General features: G+C 70.5%; 18 protein-coding genes. 9 read left to right on the forward strand and 9 right to left on the reverse strand.

Going from position 1 to position 16,084, the window contains the following annotated elements; genetic code table 11:
• The first annotated feature begins 58 nt into the window (after positions 1 to 58).
• Entirely contained in the window at positions 59 to 988 is a 930-nt protein-coding gene (locus tag ABT137_RS06015) for a 1-phosphofructokinase family hexose kinase (RefSeq protein WP_351703139.1), read from the forward strand.
• Here ABT137_RS06015 and ABT137_RS06020 read toward each other — a convergent pair.
• Both ABT137_RS06020 and cdgB read right to left on the reverse strand, forming a co-directional pair.
• The gene (locus ABT137_RS06020) at positions 985 to 1,935 is read right to left on the reverse strand and encodes a carbohydrate-binding protein (protein WP_351703142.1); all 951 of its coding nucleotides are present in this window, start codon (positions 1,933 to 1,935) and stop codon (positions 985 to 987) included. The two genes, ABT137_RS06015 and ABT137_RS06020, sit on opposite strands and share 4 nt — an antisense overlap.
• A gap of 118 nt (positions 1,936 to 2,053) precedes the next feature.
• A complete protein-coding gene (gene cdgB / locus ABT137_RS06025; RefSeq protein WP_351703145.1) occupies positions 2,054 to 3,727 on the reverse strand; it encodes a diguanylate cyclase CdgB in 1,674 nt (557 codons plus the stop codon).
• 380 nt (positions 3,728 to 4,107) lie between these two features.
• Between cdgB and ABT137_RS06030 the strand changes: the two genes are divergently transcribed.
• Entirely contained in the window at positions 4,108 to 4,626 is a 519-nt protein-coding gene (locus tag ABT137_RS06030; RefSeq protein ID WP_351703148.1) for a flavin reductase family protein, read from the forward strand.
• 64 nt (positions 4,627 to 4,690) lie between these two features.
• Entirely contained in the window at positions 4,691 to 5,155 is a 465-nt protein-coding gene (locus ABT137_RS06035) for a GNAT family N-acetyltransferase (RefSeq protein WP_351703151.1), read from the forward strand.
• Positions 5,156 to 5,245: 90 nt separating this feature from the next.
• Here the strand turns inward: ABT137_RS06035 and ABT137_RS06040 are convergent, their stop codons facing one another.
• The 5 genes from ABT137_RS06040 to arfB all read right to left on the reverse strand — a co-directional run bounded on the left by ABT137_RS06040 (position 5,246) and on the right by arfB (position 10,352).
• On the reverse strand, positions 5,246 to 5,866 hold the full coding sequence (locus ABT137_RS06040) for a GTP-binding protein (protein ID WP_351703620.1): 621 nt from the start codon (positions 5,864 to 5,866) through the stop codon (positions 5,246 to 5,248).
• Positions 5,867 to 5,882: 16 nt separating this feature from the next.
• Positions 5,883 to 6,281, reverse strand: a complete 399-nt coding sequence (locus tag ABT137_RS06045) for a DUF742 domain-containing protein (RefSeq protein WP_351703154.1) — start codon at positions 6,279 to 6,281, stop codon at positions 5,883 to 5,885.
• A complete protein-coding gene (locus ABT137_RS06050) occupies positions 6,278 to 6,709 on the reverse strand; it encodes a roadblock/LC7 domain-containing protein (RefSeq protein WP_351703157.1) in 432 nt (143 codons plus the stop codon). Before ABT137_RS06050 ends, ABT137_RS06045 begins: the two co-directional genes overlap by 4 nt.
• Entirely contained in the window at positions 6,706 to 9,378 is a 2,673-nt protein-coding gene (locus ABT137_RS06055) for a nitrate- and nitrite sensing domain-containing protein (RefSeq protein WP_351703160.1), read from the reverse strand. The genes ABT137_RS06050 and ABT137_RS06055 overlap by 4 nt, the downstream gene beginning before the upstream one ends.
• Positions 9,379 to 9,923: 545 nt before the next feature.
• Entirely contained in the window at positions 9,924 to 10,352 is a 429-nt protein-coding gene (gene arfB / locus ABT137_RS06060) for an alternative ribosome rescue aminoacyl-tRNA hydrolase ArfB (RefSeq protein ID WP_351703163.1), read from the reverse strand.
• A 182-nt stretch (positions 10,353 to 10,534) separates the two neighbouring features.
• On the opposite strand from arfB, the gene ABT137_RS06065 reads away from it, so the two are divergent.
• The gene (locus ABT137_RS06065) at positions 10,535 to 11,110 is read left to right on the forward strand and encodes a TerD family protein (protein WP_351703166.1); all 576 of its coding nucleotides are present in this window, start codon (positions 10,535 to 10,537) and stop codon (positions 11,108 to 11,110) included.
• Between the two features lie 76 nt (positions 11,111 to 11,186).
• Here ABT137_RS06065 and ABT137_RS06070 read toward each other — a convergent pair whose 3' ends face one another.
• Entirely contained in the window at positions 11,187 to 11,480 is a 294-nt protein-coding gene (locus ABT137_RS06070; RefSeq protein WP_351703169.1) for a DUF397 domain-containing protein, read from the reverse strand.
• Positions 11,477 to 12,334 (reverse strand): helix-turn-helix domain-containing protein, encoded by an 858-nt coding sequence (locus ABT137_RS06075; RefSeq protein WP_351703172.1) that lies wholly within the window; start codon positions 12,332 to 12,334, stop codon positions 11,477 to 11,479. Before ABT137_RS06075 ends, ABT137_RS06070 begins: the two co-directional genes overlap by 4 nt.
• A 193-nt stretch (positions 12,335 to 12,527) precedes the next feature.
• Between ABT137_RS06075 and ABT137_RS06080 the strand changes: the two genes are divergently transcribed.
• From ABT137_RS06080 to ABT137_RS06100, 5 genes are all read left to right on the forward strand, one after another.
• On the forward strand, positions 12,528 to 12,902 hold the full coding sequence (locus ABT137_RS06080) for an ATP-binding protein (RefSeq protein ID WP_351703623.1): 375 nt from the start codon (positions 12,528 to 12,530) through the stop codon (positions 12,900 to 12,902).
• Between the two features lie 256 nt (positions 12,903 to 13,158).
• A complete protein-coding gene (locus ABT137_RS06085) occupies positions 13,159 to 14,013 on the forward strand; it encodes a helix-turn-helix domain-containing protein (protein ID WP_351703174.1) in 855 nt (284 codons plus the stop codon).
• 49 nt (positions 14,014 to 14,062) lie between these two features.
• Positions 14,063 to 14,665: a Uma2 family endonuclease gene (locus ABT137_RS06090; RefSeq protein ID WP_351703177.1), complete on the forward strand. Its 603-nt coding sequence runs from the start codon at positions 14,063 to 14,065 to the stop codon at positions 14,663 to 14,665.
• Positions 14,666 to 14,684: 19 nt separating this feature from the next.
• Positions 14,685 to 15,209 carry a GNAT family N-acetyltransferase gene (locus ABT137_RS06095; RefSeq protein WP_351703180.1) on the forward strand — a complete coding sequence of 175 codons (525 nt, stop codon included), beginning with the start codon at positions 14,685 to 14,687 and terminating at the stop codon, positions 15,207 to 15,209.
• Positions 15,210 to 15,413: 204 nt separating this feature from the next.
• A complete protein-coding gene (locus ABT137_RS06100; protein WP_351703183.1) occupies positions 15,414 to 15,914 on the forward strand; it encodes a hypothetical protein in 501 nt (166 codons plus the stop codon).
• Positions 15,915 to 16,084 lie beyond the last annotated feature (170 nt).

Here is a 16,084-nt window from a genome sequence, read left to right on the forward strand (position 1 = left end):
TTTGGCATGATCGAGGCCCCCAACCGACGGCACGGGCAAGTGCGAGGGAGGTCGCCCGGTGATCCTCACCGTCACACTGAACACCGCCCTGGACATCACCTACCGGGTCGGCACCCTGCGCCCGCACTCCTCGCACCGCGTCTCCGCCGTGACGGAACGGCCGGGCGGCAAGGGGGTCAACGTGGCCCGGGTGCTGGCGGCCCTCGGCCACGAGACGACGGTGACCGGATTCGCGGGCGGGGCGACCGGGCGGGCCGTACGGGAGCACCTCACGGACGCCCCGGGCGTGCGGGACGCACTGCTCCCGGTCACCGGTCCGACCCGCCGCACCATCGCGATCGTGGACGAACTGACGGGCGACACGACCCAGTTGAACGAGCCCGGTCCGCAGATAGCCCCCGCCGAGTGGGGCGCCTTCCTCGACCACTACGAGGAACTGCTCACCGGAGCCTCGGCGGTGGCGCTGTGCGGCAGCCTGCCGCCGGGCGTTCCGGTGGGGGCATACGCCGGGCTGATAAGGACCGCGCGGGCCGCCGCCGTCCCCGTCCTCCTCGACACCAGCGGAGAGCCACTGCGGCGCGGAGTCGCGGCCCGCCCGGACCTGGTCAAGCCGAACGCCGACGAACTGGCCGAACTCACCGGCTCCCACGACCCGACCCGCGCCACCCAGGACGCCCGCCGACGCGGCGCCCGCACGGTCGTCGCCTCACTGGGCGCACAGGGCCTGCTGGCAGTCACCCCAGAGGGCCGCTGGCGCGCCACCCCACCCACCCACGAACACGGCAACCCGACCGGCGCGGGCGACTCGGCGGTCGCCGGCCTGCTGTCGGGCCTGGTCGAACAACTCCCCTGGCCGGACCAGCTGGCCCGCGCGGTGGCCCTGTCGACAGCGACGGTACGGGCCCCGGCGGCCGGGGAGTTCGACCGCGTGGCGTACGAGAAGCTGCTCGGCCAGGTCACGGTGACCGGTGGGCCTGCGGCCGGTTAGTCCTTGTTCGTGTGCTTGCCCTGCCTCAGCCACATCTGGTCCAGCAGGACGTCGCAACTGTCGCCGCTCTGGCAGGACAGGGAGATGACGTTGGTGCCCTTGGTGAGGGTGGGGTACGTGTAGCTGGTCGTCCAGGCCTTGGTCGGGTCGCTCTGGCCCGTGTAGTTGTTCAGGGGAAACTTGCTGCCGAACGTCTTGCCGTTGATGGACAGCGTCATGCTCTGGTCCTGTACGGCGCTGTAGTGCGCGTAGACGGTGTAGAGGCCGTCCGACGGGATGCCGTTGACCGTCCAGGTGACGCCGGCGCCTGTCTGGCTGAAGTTGGTGACGTAGATGCCGCCCTGGGCCTTCGCGCCCTTGACGTCCGAGGCCGTGCTTGCGCCGCCGTCCAGGCGGAAGGTCTTCGCGTCGACCGGCGCGATGTCGCCGGACGCCGACACCGAGCTCGAGCTCGACGGGCTCGGGGACGCGCTCTGGGACTGGTTCGGGGAGGTGGAGGCGCCGCCGCTTGCCTTGTTGTCGTCGCCGTTGCCGTTCATCATCGCGAGGCTGATGCCGATGACGACGGCGGCGACGACCGCGACGGCGCCGATGAGGAGGCCCTTGGTGTTCGGGCCGCGGCCGCGGCCGGGGGACGGCGGGGCCTGGTGGGTGGTCGGGGCGCCGCCCGGGAAGGTCTCCGGGGCCTGGTAGGCCGCGTTCGGCTGCTGGCCGTAGCCGCCCGGCTGCTGCGGGATGGTCTGGCCGCCGTACTGCGACTGCGGCGCCTGCTGCTGGCCGCCGTACGAACGCTCGCCGACCGAGCGCACTCTGCTGACCTGATGCGGGTAGCCGTAGCCACCGGAGCCGGACGGCGGCTGGGCCCCTCTGGCCTGACCATCGGCATAGAGGTAGCCGAACGGGTCGTCGTCCTCGGGCGTGCTCGCGCCGTTGTCGCCGGGCGTCATCCCTTGGTACTCCTCAACAGGTGCGGGCGGATGCAATACAGGTATTGAATGTCGAGCCTACCCGGTCCGGCTGAGCCAAACGGGTGACCCGGATCGCATCAGCCCGATGACCTGCAGATCATCCGGCACGGCGATGTGCTTTGGGACGAGATCGTTTCTCTACGTACATCCGCTCGTCGGCGGATTTCAGGACTTCGTCCGCCGTCATGCCGCAGTGCGCCCATCCGATGCCGAAACTGGCGCCCACCCGGACGGCCCGGCCCTCGGCGCGGATCGGCTGGATGATCTCGTTGCGCAGGCGTACGGCGAGGTCCTGGGCGTCGGCCTTGCCGAGGCCGTCGGCGAGGATCACGAACTCGTCGCCGCCGAGGCGGGCCACGGTGTCGCCGTCCCGGACGCCCCGGGTGAGCCTGCGGGCGACCTCGATCAGGACGGCGTCGCCCGCGTTGTGGCCGAACCGGTCGTTGATCGACTTGAAACCGTCGAGGTCGCAGAAGAGCACCGCGAGCCCCTTGGCGCCGTCGTCGCGGCCCTCCTCGGGGGCGACGGTGTGCACGTGGTGGTCGTAGCCGTCGTACGACGCCGAGCCGATCGCTCCGCCCGCCGCGCCCGCGAAGTCGAAGCCGTGGCCGTTGGCGTCGTAGGCGGGGTGGCCGTAGGCCGCGTCCAGGGATTCCAGCTCCCCGGCGTGTCCGGCGCGCCGGCAGAGCCGGGAGGAGAGCCGGGAGCGCAGCTCGGCGGAGTTCGGGAGGCCGGTGAGGGAGTCGTGGGAGGCGCGGTGGGCGAGCTGGAGCTCGCGGCGCTTGCGTTCCTCTATGTCCTCGACGTGGGTGAGGAGGAAGCGGGGGCCGTCGGCGGCGTCGGCGACGACGGAGTTGCGGAGCGAGACCCAGACGTAGGTGCCGTCACGGCGGCCGAGGCGGAGTTCGGCGCGGCCGCCTTCCGCGGAGGTGCGGAGGAGCGTGCCGATGTCCTCGGGGTGGACCAGGTCGGAGAAGGAGTAGCGGCGCATCGCGGAGGCGGGGCGGCCCAGGAGGCGGCACAGGGCGTCGTTGCTGCGCAGTATGCGGCCGTGCTGGTCGCCGCCCATCTCGGCTATCGCCATGCCGGAGGGGGCGTACTCGAAGGCCTGCCGGAAGCTCTCCTCGCTGGCCCGCAGCGCCTGCTGCTCGCGCTCCAGCCTGACCAGTGCCCGCTGCATATTCGCACGTAGACGCGCGTTGCTGATCGCGATCGCGGCCTGGAAGGCGTACATCTGCAGGGCCTCGCGGCCCCAGGCGCCCGGGTGGCGGCCGTTGCGCGGGCGGTCGACGGAGATCACACCGAGCAGTTCGCCGCAGGAGCTGCCCGATATGCCGGGCGTGTACATGGGGGCGAAGAGCCGGTCGGAGGGGTGCCACTCGTCCTCGAAGCGCGGCGCGGGGCCGTCGGTGTACCACTGCGGGACGTCGTCGTCGTCGAGGACCCAGCCCTCGGTGTGCGGTATGAAGACGAGGTCGCCCCACTTCTCGCCCATGTTCAGCCGCCGCTCCCAGGACTCACGGGAGCCGACACGGCCGGTGATCAGGGCCTCGGCGGCGGAGTTCCCGGAGAAGGCGGCGACCACGAGATCGCCCTCGGCGGGGCGTACGAGGTTGATGCACGCCATCTCGTAGTTGAGAGCGGTGATCACGCCGTCGGCGACGGTCTGCAGTGTGTCCGCCAGGCTGCGGGCCGTGTTCATCTCGGCCATGACCTGGTGCAGCTGTCGCAGGGACGCAAGACGGACGTAGGGCTCCGACTCGGTCTCCATGCTCGCCCTCCCCCCGAGACCTCGCAGCGAATCAAGGGTCTGCTTCGGCGCTACTTTTCCCCGCCACTGAATCACAGCGCGCTGCCCACTCGGTACACAGGGTCAACAATTAATGCCCCTTGTGACTCAAGTCACAGGAGAACATGAACAATTGCGTGGAGTTTCCGCGTTTTCCCTGTGCGTTTACTGAACACAACCTTTGCGACTGTGCGCACATGATGCACGTTACGGCCTTTCACCGCTCCGCACCCCGCCGTTGGTCCTAGGACCCGGCTCGGGCCGATGGCCGATGTGACCGTACCGGGTCCGACACTAGCGTTTCCGGCGTGCTGAAGACTCCCTCCCCCGCCGCCGCAGAAGCCACCGGGCATGCTGTGGGGGTGAGCAACGAAGCGTTCAAGGCCGCCCTCTCCCGGCTCGCCGCCGGCGTGGTCCTGGTGACCGCTCAGGAGCCGCCGCTGGACCCGGACGACCCGCTGGCGCCGGTCGGCGAGGACGTCGGCATGACCGCCACCGCGTTCATGTCGGTGTCGCTCGACCCGCCGTTGGTGCTGGTCAGCCTGCGTGAGGGCTCCCGGATGGACGACCTCCTCGACGAGCAGCCGCAGTGGGCGGTCTCCGTGCTCACCGAGAGCCAGCGCCACATCGCCGGCCGCTTCGCGATGAAGGGCCGCATCAGCGACCGCCTGCTCTTCGAGGACATCCCGTACGTCCGCGGCGAGGCCAGCGGCGCCCCGCTGGTCGGCGGCGCCCTCGCGACCCTGGAATGCCGCACCGAACAGCGCGTCACGGCCGGCGACCACACCCTCGTCATCGGCCGCGTCCTCGCCGCCGAACTGCCGAGCGGGGAAGGCGGACCGCTGATGTATTTCCGGGGGCGGTACCGACAGTTGGGATGAGACCGCACGGTCGGTTTTGCAATTTCCGCGAGCGGTTACCGAATGGGCCTTCTAGAGTGCGCGGATGCCTTCTCTGCCCCGCCTCGAAGAAGTGACCACCGCAAATGTGACGGCGGCACTCCGCATTCGCGTCCGGCCCGACCAGGAACAGAACGTCGAGCCGGTTGCCACCTCCCTCGCCGAGGCGTACGTCCATCCCGCGGGGGTCGCCTGGCCGCGCCTGATCGTCGACGGAGACCGCACGGTCGGCTTTCTGATGGCCTTCCTCGACATCGACTGGCGCACCGACGGCACCCTCTTCCGCTCCGGCCTGTGGCGCCTCAACATCGACGCGGCGGAACAGGGCAGGGGCTACGGCCGGTTCGCGGTGGCGGCGGTGGCCGCGGAGATCCGCCGCCGGGGCGGCAAGGAGATGTACGTCACCTGGCATGCCGGCCCGGACGGCCCCGAGGAGTTCTACCTGCGGCTGGGCTTCCGGAAGACCGGCGAGGCCAGCGGGGACCAGCCGGTGGGGGTGCTGGCCCTCTGAGCAGATCGGAGGACAGGCCGAGGTGCCCGGTGCCCACCCCCAGGGGCCAGGGCGGTGGGCACCGGACGCTCACTCGGTCTCAGGACGTGCCTACCCGGACGTGCCGGACGTGGCGGACTGACCGGCCATCAAGTGGTCGACGAGCGCCAGCAGCACATCGCGGCCGTCCCCCCGGTCGCGGGCGTCGCAGAGCACCAGCGGCACCTGGGGGTCGAGGGCGAGTGCCGCGCGGATCTCCTCCGCGGTCCGGTCGCGGACTCCGTGGAAGCAGTTGACGCCGACGACGAAGGGGATGCCACGGCTCTCGAAGAAGTCGATCGAGGCGAAGCTCACCTCCAGCCGCCGGGTGTCGACCAGGACCACCGCGCCCATCGCCCCGTTGACCAGGTCGTTCCACATGAACCAGAAGCGCTCCTGGCCGGGGGTGCCGAACAGGTAGACCACGAGGTCGCTGCTGATGGTGATCCGCCCGAAGTCCAGCGCGACGGTGGTGGTGAACTTGCTGTCCACCCCCTCCAGGTCGTCCACGCCGACGCCGGCCCGGGTCAGGTACTCCTCGGTGTGCAGCGGGGCGACCTCGCTCACCGCGCCGACCAGGGTCGTCTTCCCGACGCCGAACCCGCCGGCGACCAGGATCTTCACCGCGAGCGGAGCGGTGTCCGTACGGCCCGCCGTGTGGTCCGCGGCACGGCCGGACACATGGTCGGGCATGTGGCCGGACGCGTGCTCAGAGCTTGCGTAGTCCATCTCTCACCGCCTCGAGGATCGTCATGTCGGGAAGGCCGCCGGCCCGGGTGAGCGGCTGCGGCGAACGGGCCCACATATAACCGGAGTCGACCAGATCGCCGATGAGGATCTTGGTCAACGACACCGGGAGGCCCAGCTTGGCGGCGACCTCCACCACTGCCTTGGGGTCCCGGCAGAGCCCGAGGATCGTCCGGTGCTCCGGCTGCATCCTGCGCACCGCGAGCGCCGCCTGCGTGGTGACCTCGGGCAGCGTCGCCACCAGGGTGACCAGCGTCAGGTCCGATCGCTCGGGGGTCGTGCGCCCGCTGGTGATCGTGTACGGACGGACCAGTTGCTCGTCGGCGTCACCGTCGTCGAACCCCTCGGTCCAGTGCCTCATCCGGCTCTCCCCGCGTCATCGGACGGCGGAGTACGCGCGTCGGTGCCCAGTCGCTTGCCGACCTGCTGGACCAGGGTGTGCATCGCGACACTCATCAGCTCGGCGTCGACCTCCTGGGAGGCGGTCACCGCCAGGTGGGTGCCGCGGCCGGCGGAGATCACGAACAGCCACAGGCCGGCCATCTCGACGATGACCTGGTGCACCGGGCCGCCGCCGAAGAGCTGCCCGGCACCGCGGGCGAGGCTCTGCTGGCCGGTGGCGATCGCGGCGAGCCGCTCGGCGTCCGAGCGGTCGATGGTCCGCGAACGGCTCATCACCAGGCCGTCGTCCGACAGCACGATGGCGTGCCGGGTGCCCGTGACCTGGTCGACCAGGCCGTCCAGAAGCCAGTCCAGATCCACGTCGGTGGCCGTCGTTCGCTGCGTCATTCTCGATCATCCGTCCTAGGAGAGCCGGACCGGTTGGGCAAGGCGGGCCCTTCACCGTGGCCATCGCCACTGCCTTCGCCGAAGCCGGTACCGTCACCGCTGCCGTCGTGGTTGCCGCTGCTGTCGCGGTTGCCGCTGCCGTCGTGGTTGCCGCTGCTGTCGTTGTCGCCGCTGCCGTAGCCGCGGCCGATGTCGTAGCCGGTGGCGCTACCGCCGCTGTCACCGGTGCCGTCGACGCCGCCCGCGGTGCCGTCGTCCGAGTCGCCCTCCCCGCGGGCCAGCCGGGACTGCCGCTGGAACGCGCCGATCGTGGCCCCGGACCGGCCGGGCCGGTCAGGGACCGCCGTCCAGAGATCCGGCTCATACAGTTCCGCCAGTTCCGCCAGTTCCGCCTGCTCCCCCGGTTTCGCCGGTCTCACCGGGATCTGGAGCTCGGGCGCCAGGCTGGCCTGGCGGACCCGCTGGGGCAGCGGCCGCGCCGCGGTCGCCGGGGACGGGGACGGGGACGGGGACGGGGATGGGGACGCCTCGTTCTCGTCCGACGGCCGGGGAACGGAGGCGGTGACGTTCGCCATCGCGTGTCCCTTGGCGCGGGTGGGCAGCTGCCCACCCTCGTACGGCGCCCGCGGACCGCTACCGGCGTCGTGCGGGTGCGGCCACGGACCGGGCGGGTGGGGCAGGGCCTCCGGGGGGAGCGCGACCGGCTGGGGCGCCGTGCCGGGCTGTTCCACCACCACCTGTTCCGGCAGCAGCACGACCACCCGGGTGCCGCCGAAGGCGGAGGGCCGCAGCTCCACCCGCAGGCCCAGGCCCGCCGACAGCCGGGCGACCACGTACAGGCCGAGCCGTACGTCGTCGGCCTGGGTCATCACGTCGAGCTGCGGCGGCGCCTCCATCAGCGCGTTGGCGGCGGCGTAGTGCTCGGGCTCCATGCCCAGGCCGCGGTCCTCGATCTCGACGGCGACGCCCCGGCCGACCCTCGCGGCCCGTACCTCGACCGGGGTCGGCGGCTTGGAGAAGGCGGCGGCGTTCTCCATCAGCTCCGCCAGGATGTGCACCAGCTGGCCCACCGCCCGTTCGGACACCCAGGGCTCGTCCTCGACGTCGATCGAGATCCGGCGGTAGTCCTGCACCTCGCCCTGCGCGGCGCGCAGCACGTCGAGCAGCCGGACCGGCTTGCGCCAGCGGCGCTGCGGCTGGCCGCCGCCGAGGATGACCAGGTTCTCCTCGTAGCGGCGCAGCCGGGCGGTGAGGTGGTCCAGGTCGAACAGGCCCTCCAGCACCTCGGGGTCCTCGTGCGTGCGTTCCAGCTCGTCCAGCTTCCGCAGCTGGAGGCCGATGAGGATCTGGGTGCGCCGGGCGATCCGCTGGAGCAGCCGCTCGAAGCCGCGGTGCTGTTCGGCCTGCCGCACCGCGGTGGCCACGGCGCTCCGGCTGGCCGCGTTCAGGGCTCGCCCGAGCTCGCCGAGCTCGTCGGGGGTGGGCTCGACCAGCCGGACCTCGCGGTCCACGTCGACGTTCTCGCCGCGCTCCAGCCGGGACACCACCTCGGGCAGCCGCTGCTGGAGTTCCACGGCTTCCTCGCGCAGGGCGTAGATGCGCCGGCGCAGGAGGACGGTCAGACGCCAGCTGGTGAGGATGACCAGGATCACGGCGAGCAGGCCGACGGCGCTGACGATGATCAGGGTCTGCTGGAGCCGGCTGACGCTGTCGGCGGAGACCTTGTCGAGGTGCGCGACCCGGACCAGGACCAGATTCAGCAGCTGTGGGCGGTTGGCGTCCACCGAGGCGCGCCATTGGCTGTGGATCCGGCCGAGCTCCAGCTCACCCTGCGAGTGGTGGGGGCCGGCGACGATGACCTGCTCTTCCAGGCTCTGCTGGGTCTTCCACGACTTGGCGGACGTCATCTTGGTGTATGCGTCGCGTTCGGCGCCGGTGAGGCTGAGGGCGACCCGCTGGAGCAGGTACTCCTGAGCGCCGACGGCATCGACGAACACGTCGTATTCATCGACCTTCAGATGCCCGGTCGTCCAGTCACGGCCGAGCAGGGCGTCCTCGCGCCCGATCCTGTCGGCGGCGCCGTACAGGTCGACCAAGGTGTTCGCCAGCAAGGCCGCATCGGCGTTGCTCCGGTGGCCGAGCGCGGTGAAGACGGTGATCAGCGAGTCGATGGTGCCGCTGTAGTAGTCGAACGCCGTCTTCTTGCCGGCCGACCCGGTGTCCACCGCCTGGCGCTGCGCGGCGAGCCGGTCGAGGTCGCGCACGGTGCCGGACAGGGCCGTGCCGAGTCCCTGCTGCCCGTGCGAGGTGCTCTCGTGCGCCACCGGGCGGAAGCCGGTCACCGCCTTGTCGGTCGCCGCGCGCGCGGCGACCAGCTTGCCGCGGGTGGTGGCGCCGGGGTCGGCCTGCGCCTCCGCGGTGAGCCGCCGCTCCTCTTCGAGGGACTGGAAGAGGACGGCCGACGGCCGGCCCAACGAGGCGGTCAGGTCGCTCTGGGTCTTCTCCGACTGCCAGCGGGTGGCCAGCTGGTACGTGCTCAGGCCCCACAGGGGCGCGAGCGCGAGGCTCGGTACGACCACGAGGATGATCAGAACGGTACGCAGGGGCAGTCGTCCGGAGCCGCCGCCCGACCCGGCCGACCGTGAGAGCGAGTCGGCCGACGTCGGCACAGCAGCATCCGATGGCTGGTTCTCGGCGGCCATACTGCTGGCCCGCCTACCCCCAAACCTGCCAAATCCGGTCACCTTAGGGACACTCCCCCCACCGTTCGGTGCATCCATGAGGAAAAAATCGCCAAAGTCCGGCGACACGGTGGCAGATGGTAGCCACATTCAACGAAGTCCGTAAGCGTTTTGTCTTACCCCACGGAACCATCGGATGGCGGAGCGAAGTCACGGCCGGCCGGTCCGGAACCGTCGACCGACCGCGACTGCGAACGGCCGACAGCGACCGTCAGGGCCATGACCGAGGTGGCGACGACCCGCCTGAGGCCCGTCCGGTGCTCCGGGCAGCCGTCGCGGTGGAGTCACGAACCAGCCACCTGGCGGGATTTCAGCAGCTCAGCTGCCGTTGGTGATGCGCTGACGGTCGCGTTCGCCGGCGCGGGTCCGGATACCGGCGGCGAGCGGTTCGCGGGCGAGCGCGGTGACCTCGTCGCCGAACGCGACGAACAGGTCCTCGTTCTCGACTGCGTATGCCGACAGGGGGATCGGCGTTACGACCAGTCGCGGCCGGTCCGCCCCCGCTTGGTCTCCGACCGCTGCTTCTTCTCCCGCAGCCGGCGTTCGTTGATCCCGCGCGGAATCCGGGTCGGCCGGCGCGGCTTGGGCGGCGGCGCGGTGGCCTCCGCGAGGAGCGCGGCGAGGCGTACGGCGGCGGTCTCGCGGTTGCGCCACTGCGAACGGTGCTCGGACGCCCGTACGACGATCACCCCGTCGACGAGCCGCCCCGCCAGCCGCTCCAGCGCCCGCTCCTTCCACACCGGGGGCAGCGCCTCGGTGTTCGCGAGGTCGAAGCGGAGCTCCACCTGCGAGTCACTGGTGTTGACGTGCTGGCCGCCCGGCCCGGAGGACCGCGAGAAACGCCAGTTGAGCTCGGCCTCGGGAAGCGAGACGGAGCCGCGGATGACGTAAGGACCGGACATGTCCCTATGGTCGCGCGCCTGACCGGCACACGTCACGTGAATATCGTTCATCACCCGTTTGGCAAAGAAAGTAAAGCGAGGTGGAACCTTCGGTACCCCTCGTGGCGTTCATACGGGTAGCTGTAGCTTCAAGCCCGTACGCCGCACGGTCGTACGCGAAACGAGGGAAAGGACTCCCGACCATGGCTGTAAGCCTCTCCAAGGGTGGCAACGTCTCGCTCACCAAGGAGGCTCCGGGCCTGACCGCCGTCACCGTGGGCCTCGGCTGGGACGTCCGCACCACCACCGGCACGGACTTCGACCTCGACGCCTCAGCGATCGCGGTCAACACCCAGGGCAAGGTCTACTCCGACGCCCACTTCGTCTTCTTCAACAACAAGCAGACCCCGGACAACACGATCGTCCACACCGGCGACAACCGCACGGGCGAGGGCGCCGGCGACGACGAGGCGATCAACGTCAACCTGGCCGGCCTGCCCGCCGACATCGACAAGATCGTCTTCCCGGTCTCGATCTACGACGCGGAGACCCGCTCGCAGAACTTCGGCCAGGTCCGCAACGCCTACATCCGCATCATCAACCAGGCCGGCGGCGCCGAGATCGCCCGCTACGACCTCTCCGAGGACGCGGCGACGGAGACGGCCATGGTCTTCGGCGAGCTGTACCGCAACGGCGCGGAGTGGAAGTTCCGCGCGGTCGGCCAGGGCTACGCGTCGGGCCTGGTGGGCATCGCCCAGGACTTCGGCGTCAACGTCTGACACACGCGGCACGCTGCGCTGTGCGGGAGCCCCTGGCCGGGTGGTTGCGGCCGGGGGCTCCGGCGTCGGCGCCGGATCAGTGCGCGGACACGTACGACACGAAGGCCGCCCAGGCGGAGGGGGCGAGGGCGAGCCGGGGGCCGGGGGTGGTGGGCGTCTGCGTGTGCGTGTACTTGGAGTCGCGGATGTGGATGGTGGTGGGGGTGGGGGCTATTTCGAGGCAGGATTCGCCGTTGGTGCCGCCGCTGTAGCTGCTCTTGAACCACGCCAGGGCGACTTCGACGCAGCTGTCGCCGTCAGGGCCGCTGCTGTAGCTGCTCTTGAACCACGCCAGCTCGGAGGGGGTTCCGGCAGAAGCCTTGCGGATCATGTTTCTCCAAGCATGTGCTCGATGAGGGCCAGCGACTCCTGGGGCGGTAGAGCCTGCGCCCGGATGGTTCCATATCGCAGCTCAAGGATGTGGAGCTGTTTCGGATCAGAAGTTGCTCGGCCGTTGAACGCACCATCCGAACGCCCGACTGCCGTCCCGTCGGGGAACTTCAGGATTTCGACCCTGCCACCCAGACCTGGATGAGCCCCACCGTTCGTCGGCATCACCTGAAGGGTGACGTTCCGCAACCGACCCACCTCCAGCAGATGTTCGAGCTGCTGCCGCCACACCATTGTGCCGCCGACGCGCCGCCGAAGCGCTGCCTCTTCAAGGACGAAGCCGAGCGCCGGGGCTGGTGACCGCTCGAAGATGGACCGCCTGGCCATACGTGCTGCCAGCACGCGCTCCAGGTCATCCTCCGAATAGGCAGGCTGCCACGCCTCGAACAGCGCGCGTGCATGCTCGGGCGTCTGCAACAGGCCGTTGATGCTGACGACCTCATACACCCCGATCTCAACGGCCTGCCCCTCCAACTTGGCAAGCTCCCGCACCTTCTTCGGATACCGGACCCTCTTCACGTCCTCCCAGGTCGCCGAGATCAGCCCGCCCGCGCCCAGGACCTCGTCCGCCCTGTTCAGGTACTCCTGGCGGGGGATCCGCTTCCCGCCCTCCACTTTGTAGACCATGTCCTCCCCGTACCCGACCGCCTCCCCGAACTCGGCGGCCCGCATCCCCACCGCCTCCCGCCGCAGTTTCAGCTGACTCCCCACCGTCGCGATGACCGCCACACCCCAGTCGTCGTCCGGGTCGACCTCCCAGCCCGGCTCGGTCACCTCGCCGCCGTCCACGCTCATCCCACGCCCCCTTTGTGCCGTACGCCCGTACCCGCGGACCGCCCCTACCCGTACGAACGCTCCCGACAGCCAGGACAGCACCGGACAAGCGCCGGACAGTCACCGTACGCAAGGGCTTCGTCACTGTTCACGGTATGCATGCCCGGCCACGCTGAGTGACGTGAACGATGAAATCTCCACCCCCGTCCGCAACATGAGCCTGCGGTTCTCACCCACGCCGCGAGGCGCCCGCCTGGCCCGTCTGCTCGCCACCGAGCAACTGCGCGCCTGGGGGCTGCCGTTGGATCCGGCGCGGCAGATCGTGGCGGAGCTGGCGGCGAACGCGGCGACGCACGGGCGGGTGTCGGGACGCGACTTCGGCCTTCTCCTCTACGTCGTGGGGGACACGCTGCGGATCGAGGTCACGGACACCCGCGGTGACCGCCTGCCGCACACCCTCCCGCTCGCACCGGACGCCGAGTCGGGCCGGGGCCTGGTCCTCGTGGCGGCGCTCGCCGACAAGTGGGGCGTGGCACCGGGGGTGTCGCCGCGCAAGACGGTGTGGGCCGAGATCGGGGTGTCGCCGTAGCCCGGAAACGCGGGCTTCGGCCGCGAGGGACGTCACCACTCAAGGCACGAATCGGGGAGAAAGAACCCCACCAAGCCCCACCCATCCCGCCCGTCGCGCAGAGTCACTCCCGCGAGTGAATATGCCCAAGTGGGCTGGATTTGAGGCAGGTTGCGTGCCCTACGCTCAGCGCAACAACCGCAGAAAAACTTCGGCCCTCGCCGGGACGGCAATCCCAGTGCGAGGGCCTGACCACCTAGGAAGTCAGACCTTCCCGATGGATACGAAAAACCCTAGCGCGCCCTCGTGCGCCGAGTCCCGTGTCGCCGCCAAGAAGCACCCGAACCGGGGGTCCGGCGGCCTCATGCACGACAACGCCCGCCACACCTCCCACTTCGTGGTGGTCGGCAACCATCTCGCCCAGCACCCCACCCTCTCGGCGCTCGCGATCGGCCTCGGCGTGCACATCCAGTCGCTCCCCAAGGGCGCCCAGGTCGACATCAAGAGCCTGGCGGTCCGTTTCCCAGAGGGCAGGGACCGTATCGGCGCAGCCCTGCGGGAACTGGAGGCCGAGGGCTATCTGCGGCGCGAGCGGGAGCGGGTCCCCGACGGCCGGATCATCACCCGCACGGTCTCCTGCAATCACCCCGGCCACCGCAGCCGCACGCGTCGGCCCGAAACGTCGGTAGCACCGAAGCCACCGCAGAAGCCCGCCCGCAAGGCCCTCCCGCCCGTACCCCGCCCGGCCTGCCCCTCCCCCGCGCTCCTCCAGAAGGCCCTGGCCCTACTCGCGGACCTCCGCCGCCACGACTCCCGGCTGCTGCTGTCGGCCGTCGAAGCCGACCATCTGGCGCCGGGCGTCGCCGCCTGGCTGGAACGCGACGCCGCCCCCAGCGCCGTACGGCACGCCCTGACCGCAGACCTGCCGGCCGAACCGCTCCACAGGCCCGCCGCCCTCCTGGCCCACCGCCTGACGGACCGGCTGCCCGCGCCACCGCCCTTCCGCGCACCGGCTCCGCCACCAGCCGCGCCCACCCGGATCCACAACTGCGACAGCTGCGACCGGGGCTTCCGTTCCCCGGCACCTGGACTCTGCCGTGACTGCCGAACCGATCTCCCGGAGGAGACCTAGCATGAAAGCGACGATCCTTGCCCCTGGGCACAGACGAGGAGCGAGCGCCATGACCATCGCACCGGACGACGCACGGCAGGACGCCTCCCTCTTGTACCGGGCCATGCGCGACTTCGTGGAGTCCACGGACGGCACCCTCCCCGGCAAGTTCGAGATCACCAAGGAAGGAATCGTCCTCGACATGATGTCGCCTGTCCGGCAGCACGAACTCACCGCGCTGCGTCTCCGGAAACGTCTGGAGAAGGTCATGCCCGAGGAGATCGTGGCCCACACGGGCGAGCCCGATGTCGAAGTGGCACCGGAAAGGATCATGCGTCGCCCCGACATCATGGTGATCGCAGAGGTGGACATGGAGGGAGACGGGTCCTTCGACCCACGTACGCTGATCGCCGCTGTCGAGATCGTCTCCCGTTCCAATCCCGACAACGACTGGGTCAGCAAGGTCCGCGACTACCCCCTGATCGGCGTCCCCGTCTACGCGATCTTCGACCCCCGCACCGGCACCGGCGCCGTCCTCACCGACATCCACCCCACCCCCGACGGCCCGCGCTACGCGACCCGCAAGGACTTCGTCTACGGCGAGGACGTCACCATCGGCGACTGGACCATCTCGACGGACGGCCTGCCCCGCTACCCGCCTCCGGGTGAGTAGGGCCGGATAGGTTGCCCGCATGATCCTCGCCCCCGTCCCCCTCACCCCCGACCACGACATCCCGGCGCCGGTGCTCACCGAGCTCACCGCCCTGTACGCCTCCAACCGGGAGTTCCACGCGCTCAGCGGCGACTTCCCGGACCCGGACGACATCCGGCCGGAGCAGGTGGCCGCCGCACTGGCCGACGAGCTGGCGAACCCGGACGCGGAGGTGCTGCTCGCGCGGGCCGAGGGGCGGCTGGTCGGCGTGGTCGTCACGCTGGCCCGGCACCCCGACCCGGCCGACCCGGATCCGTGGATCGGGCTGCTGATGGTGGACGCGGCGGCGCAGGGGGCGGGGTACGGGCGGCGGATCGCGGGGGGCGTCGAGGAACGGTTCCGGGCGGCGGGCCGGGGCGCCGTGCGCCTCGCCGTCCTGGAGAACAACCCGAAGGCGCTCGCCTTCTGGACCGCCCTCGGATACGAGGTGACCGGCCACCGCCCGGACCGCGAACAGGGCCGACCGTGCGCGGTCTTGCGCAAGGAGCTGGGCAAGGGCGCCTAGCCAGCGCCCCGAAGGGGCGCGGGGCCGTATTGAATGTGCGGCTACCGCCGCGTGGGCGCGACCAGCCACGACGGCGCCGCACTCCGCAACCGGCCGGCACACCAGCGGCGGGCACCGGCAGCCCGGCACCGCCGAGTCACACCGTCATGGCCGAGCACCGTCGCGGCGGAAAGAAGGGGTGCGGCGCCATGACACCATCGGCACGTGCTCGACATCGGCTACGCCCTCTCCAACCGCTTCCCGGACCCGCCCCAGACGGACTACCGGCGCGTGGACGTCCACGCGCTCCGTCACGACCTGTTCTGCGGGGACGTCTACCTCGCGGACACCAAGGCGGACCGGGAACTGTCCACAGCCTGGGGATGGGTGCCGGTGCTGGACTTCGCGTGGGCGCTGTGCGACATCGTGGAGCGCATCGACCGCGACCCGGCGGGGTCCCGGGCCGCCCGGCCCCAGCACGCGGAACTCGACTTCACCGAGTCCACCGACCGCATGCTCTTCGAGCGCCGCTTCGGCTGGGTGGACATCGAGGCGGACTGGATGCCGGCCGAGGAGCCGCCCCTCACCTTCTCCCACACCGAACTGCGCCGGGAGGCACGGGATTTCCTGCACGACCTGATCGCCGACCTCACCGACATGCACGAGGGCCTGGCGGACAACCCGGCGATCTGGACGCTCCAGGCCCGTTTCCCGAGGGTGTCGTAGCCGTCCCGGGGGAGTTGAACGACCGTACGGTGTACGGAGGTTGACCACCTGCCGAGGCGGGGGTGACAAGTGGTACGGAAGACGTTCCCCCCGTCCCGGCCACGCCTACGTTGACTCCGTGCGGACGCAGCAAAAGGCAGGCGACAGCGGAAAGGACGCCTCTTCCGAGG

Source organism: Streptomyces sp. NPDC001980 (genome assembly GCF_040296885.1).
Classification (GTDB): Bacteria; Actinomycetota; Actinomycetes; order Streptomycetales; family Streptomycetaceae; genus Streptomyces.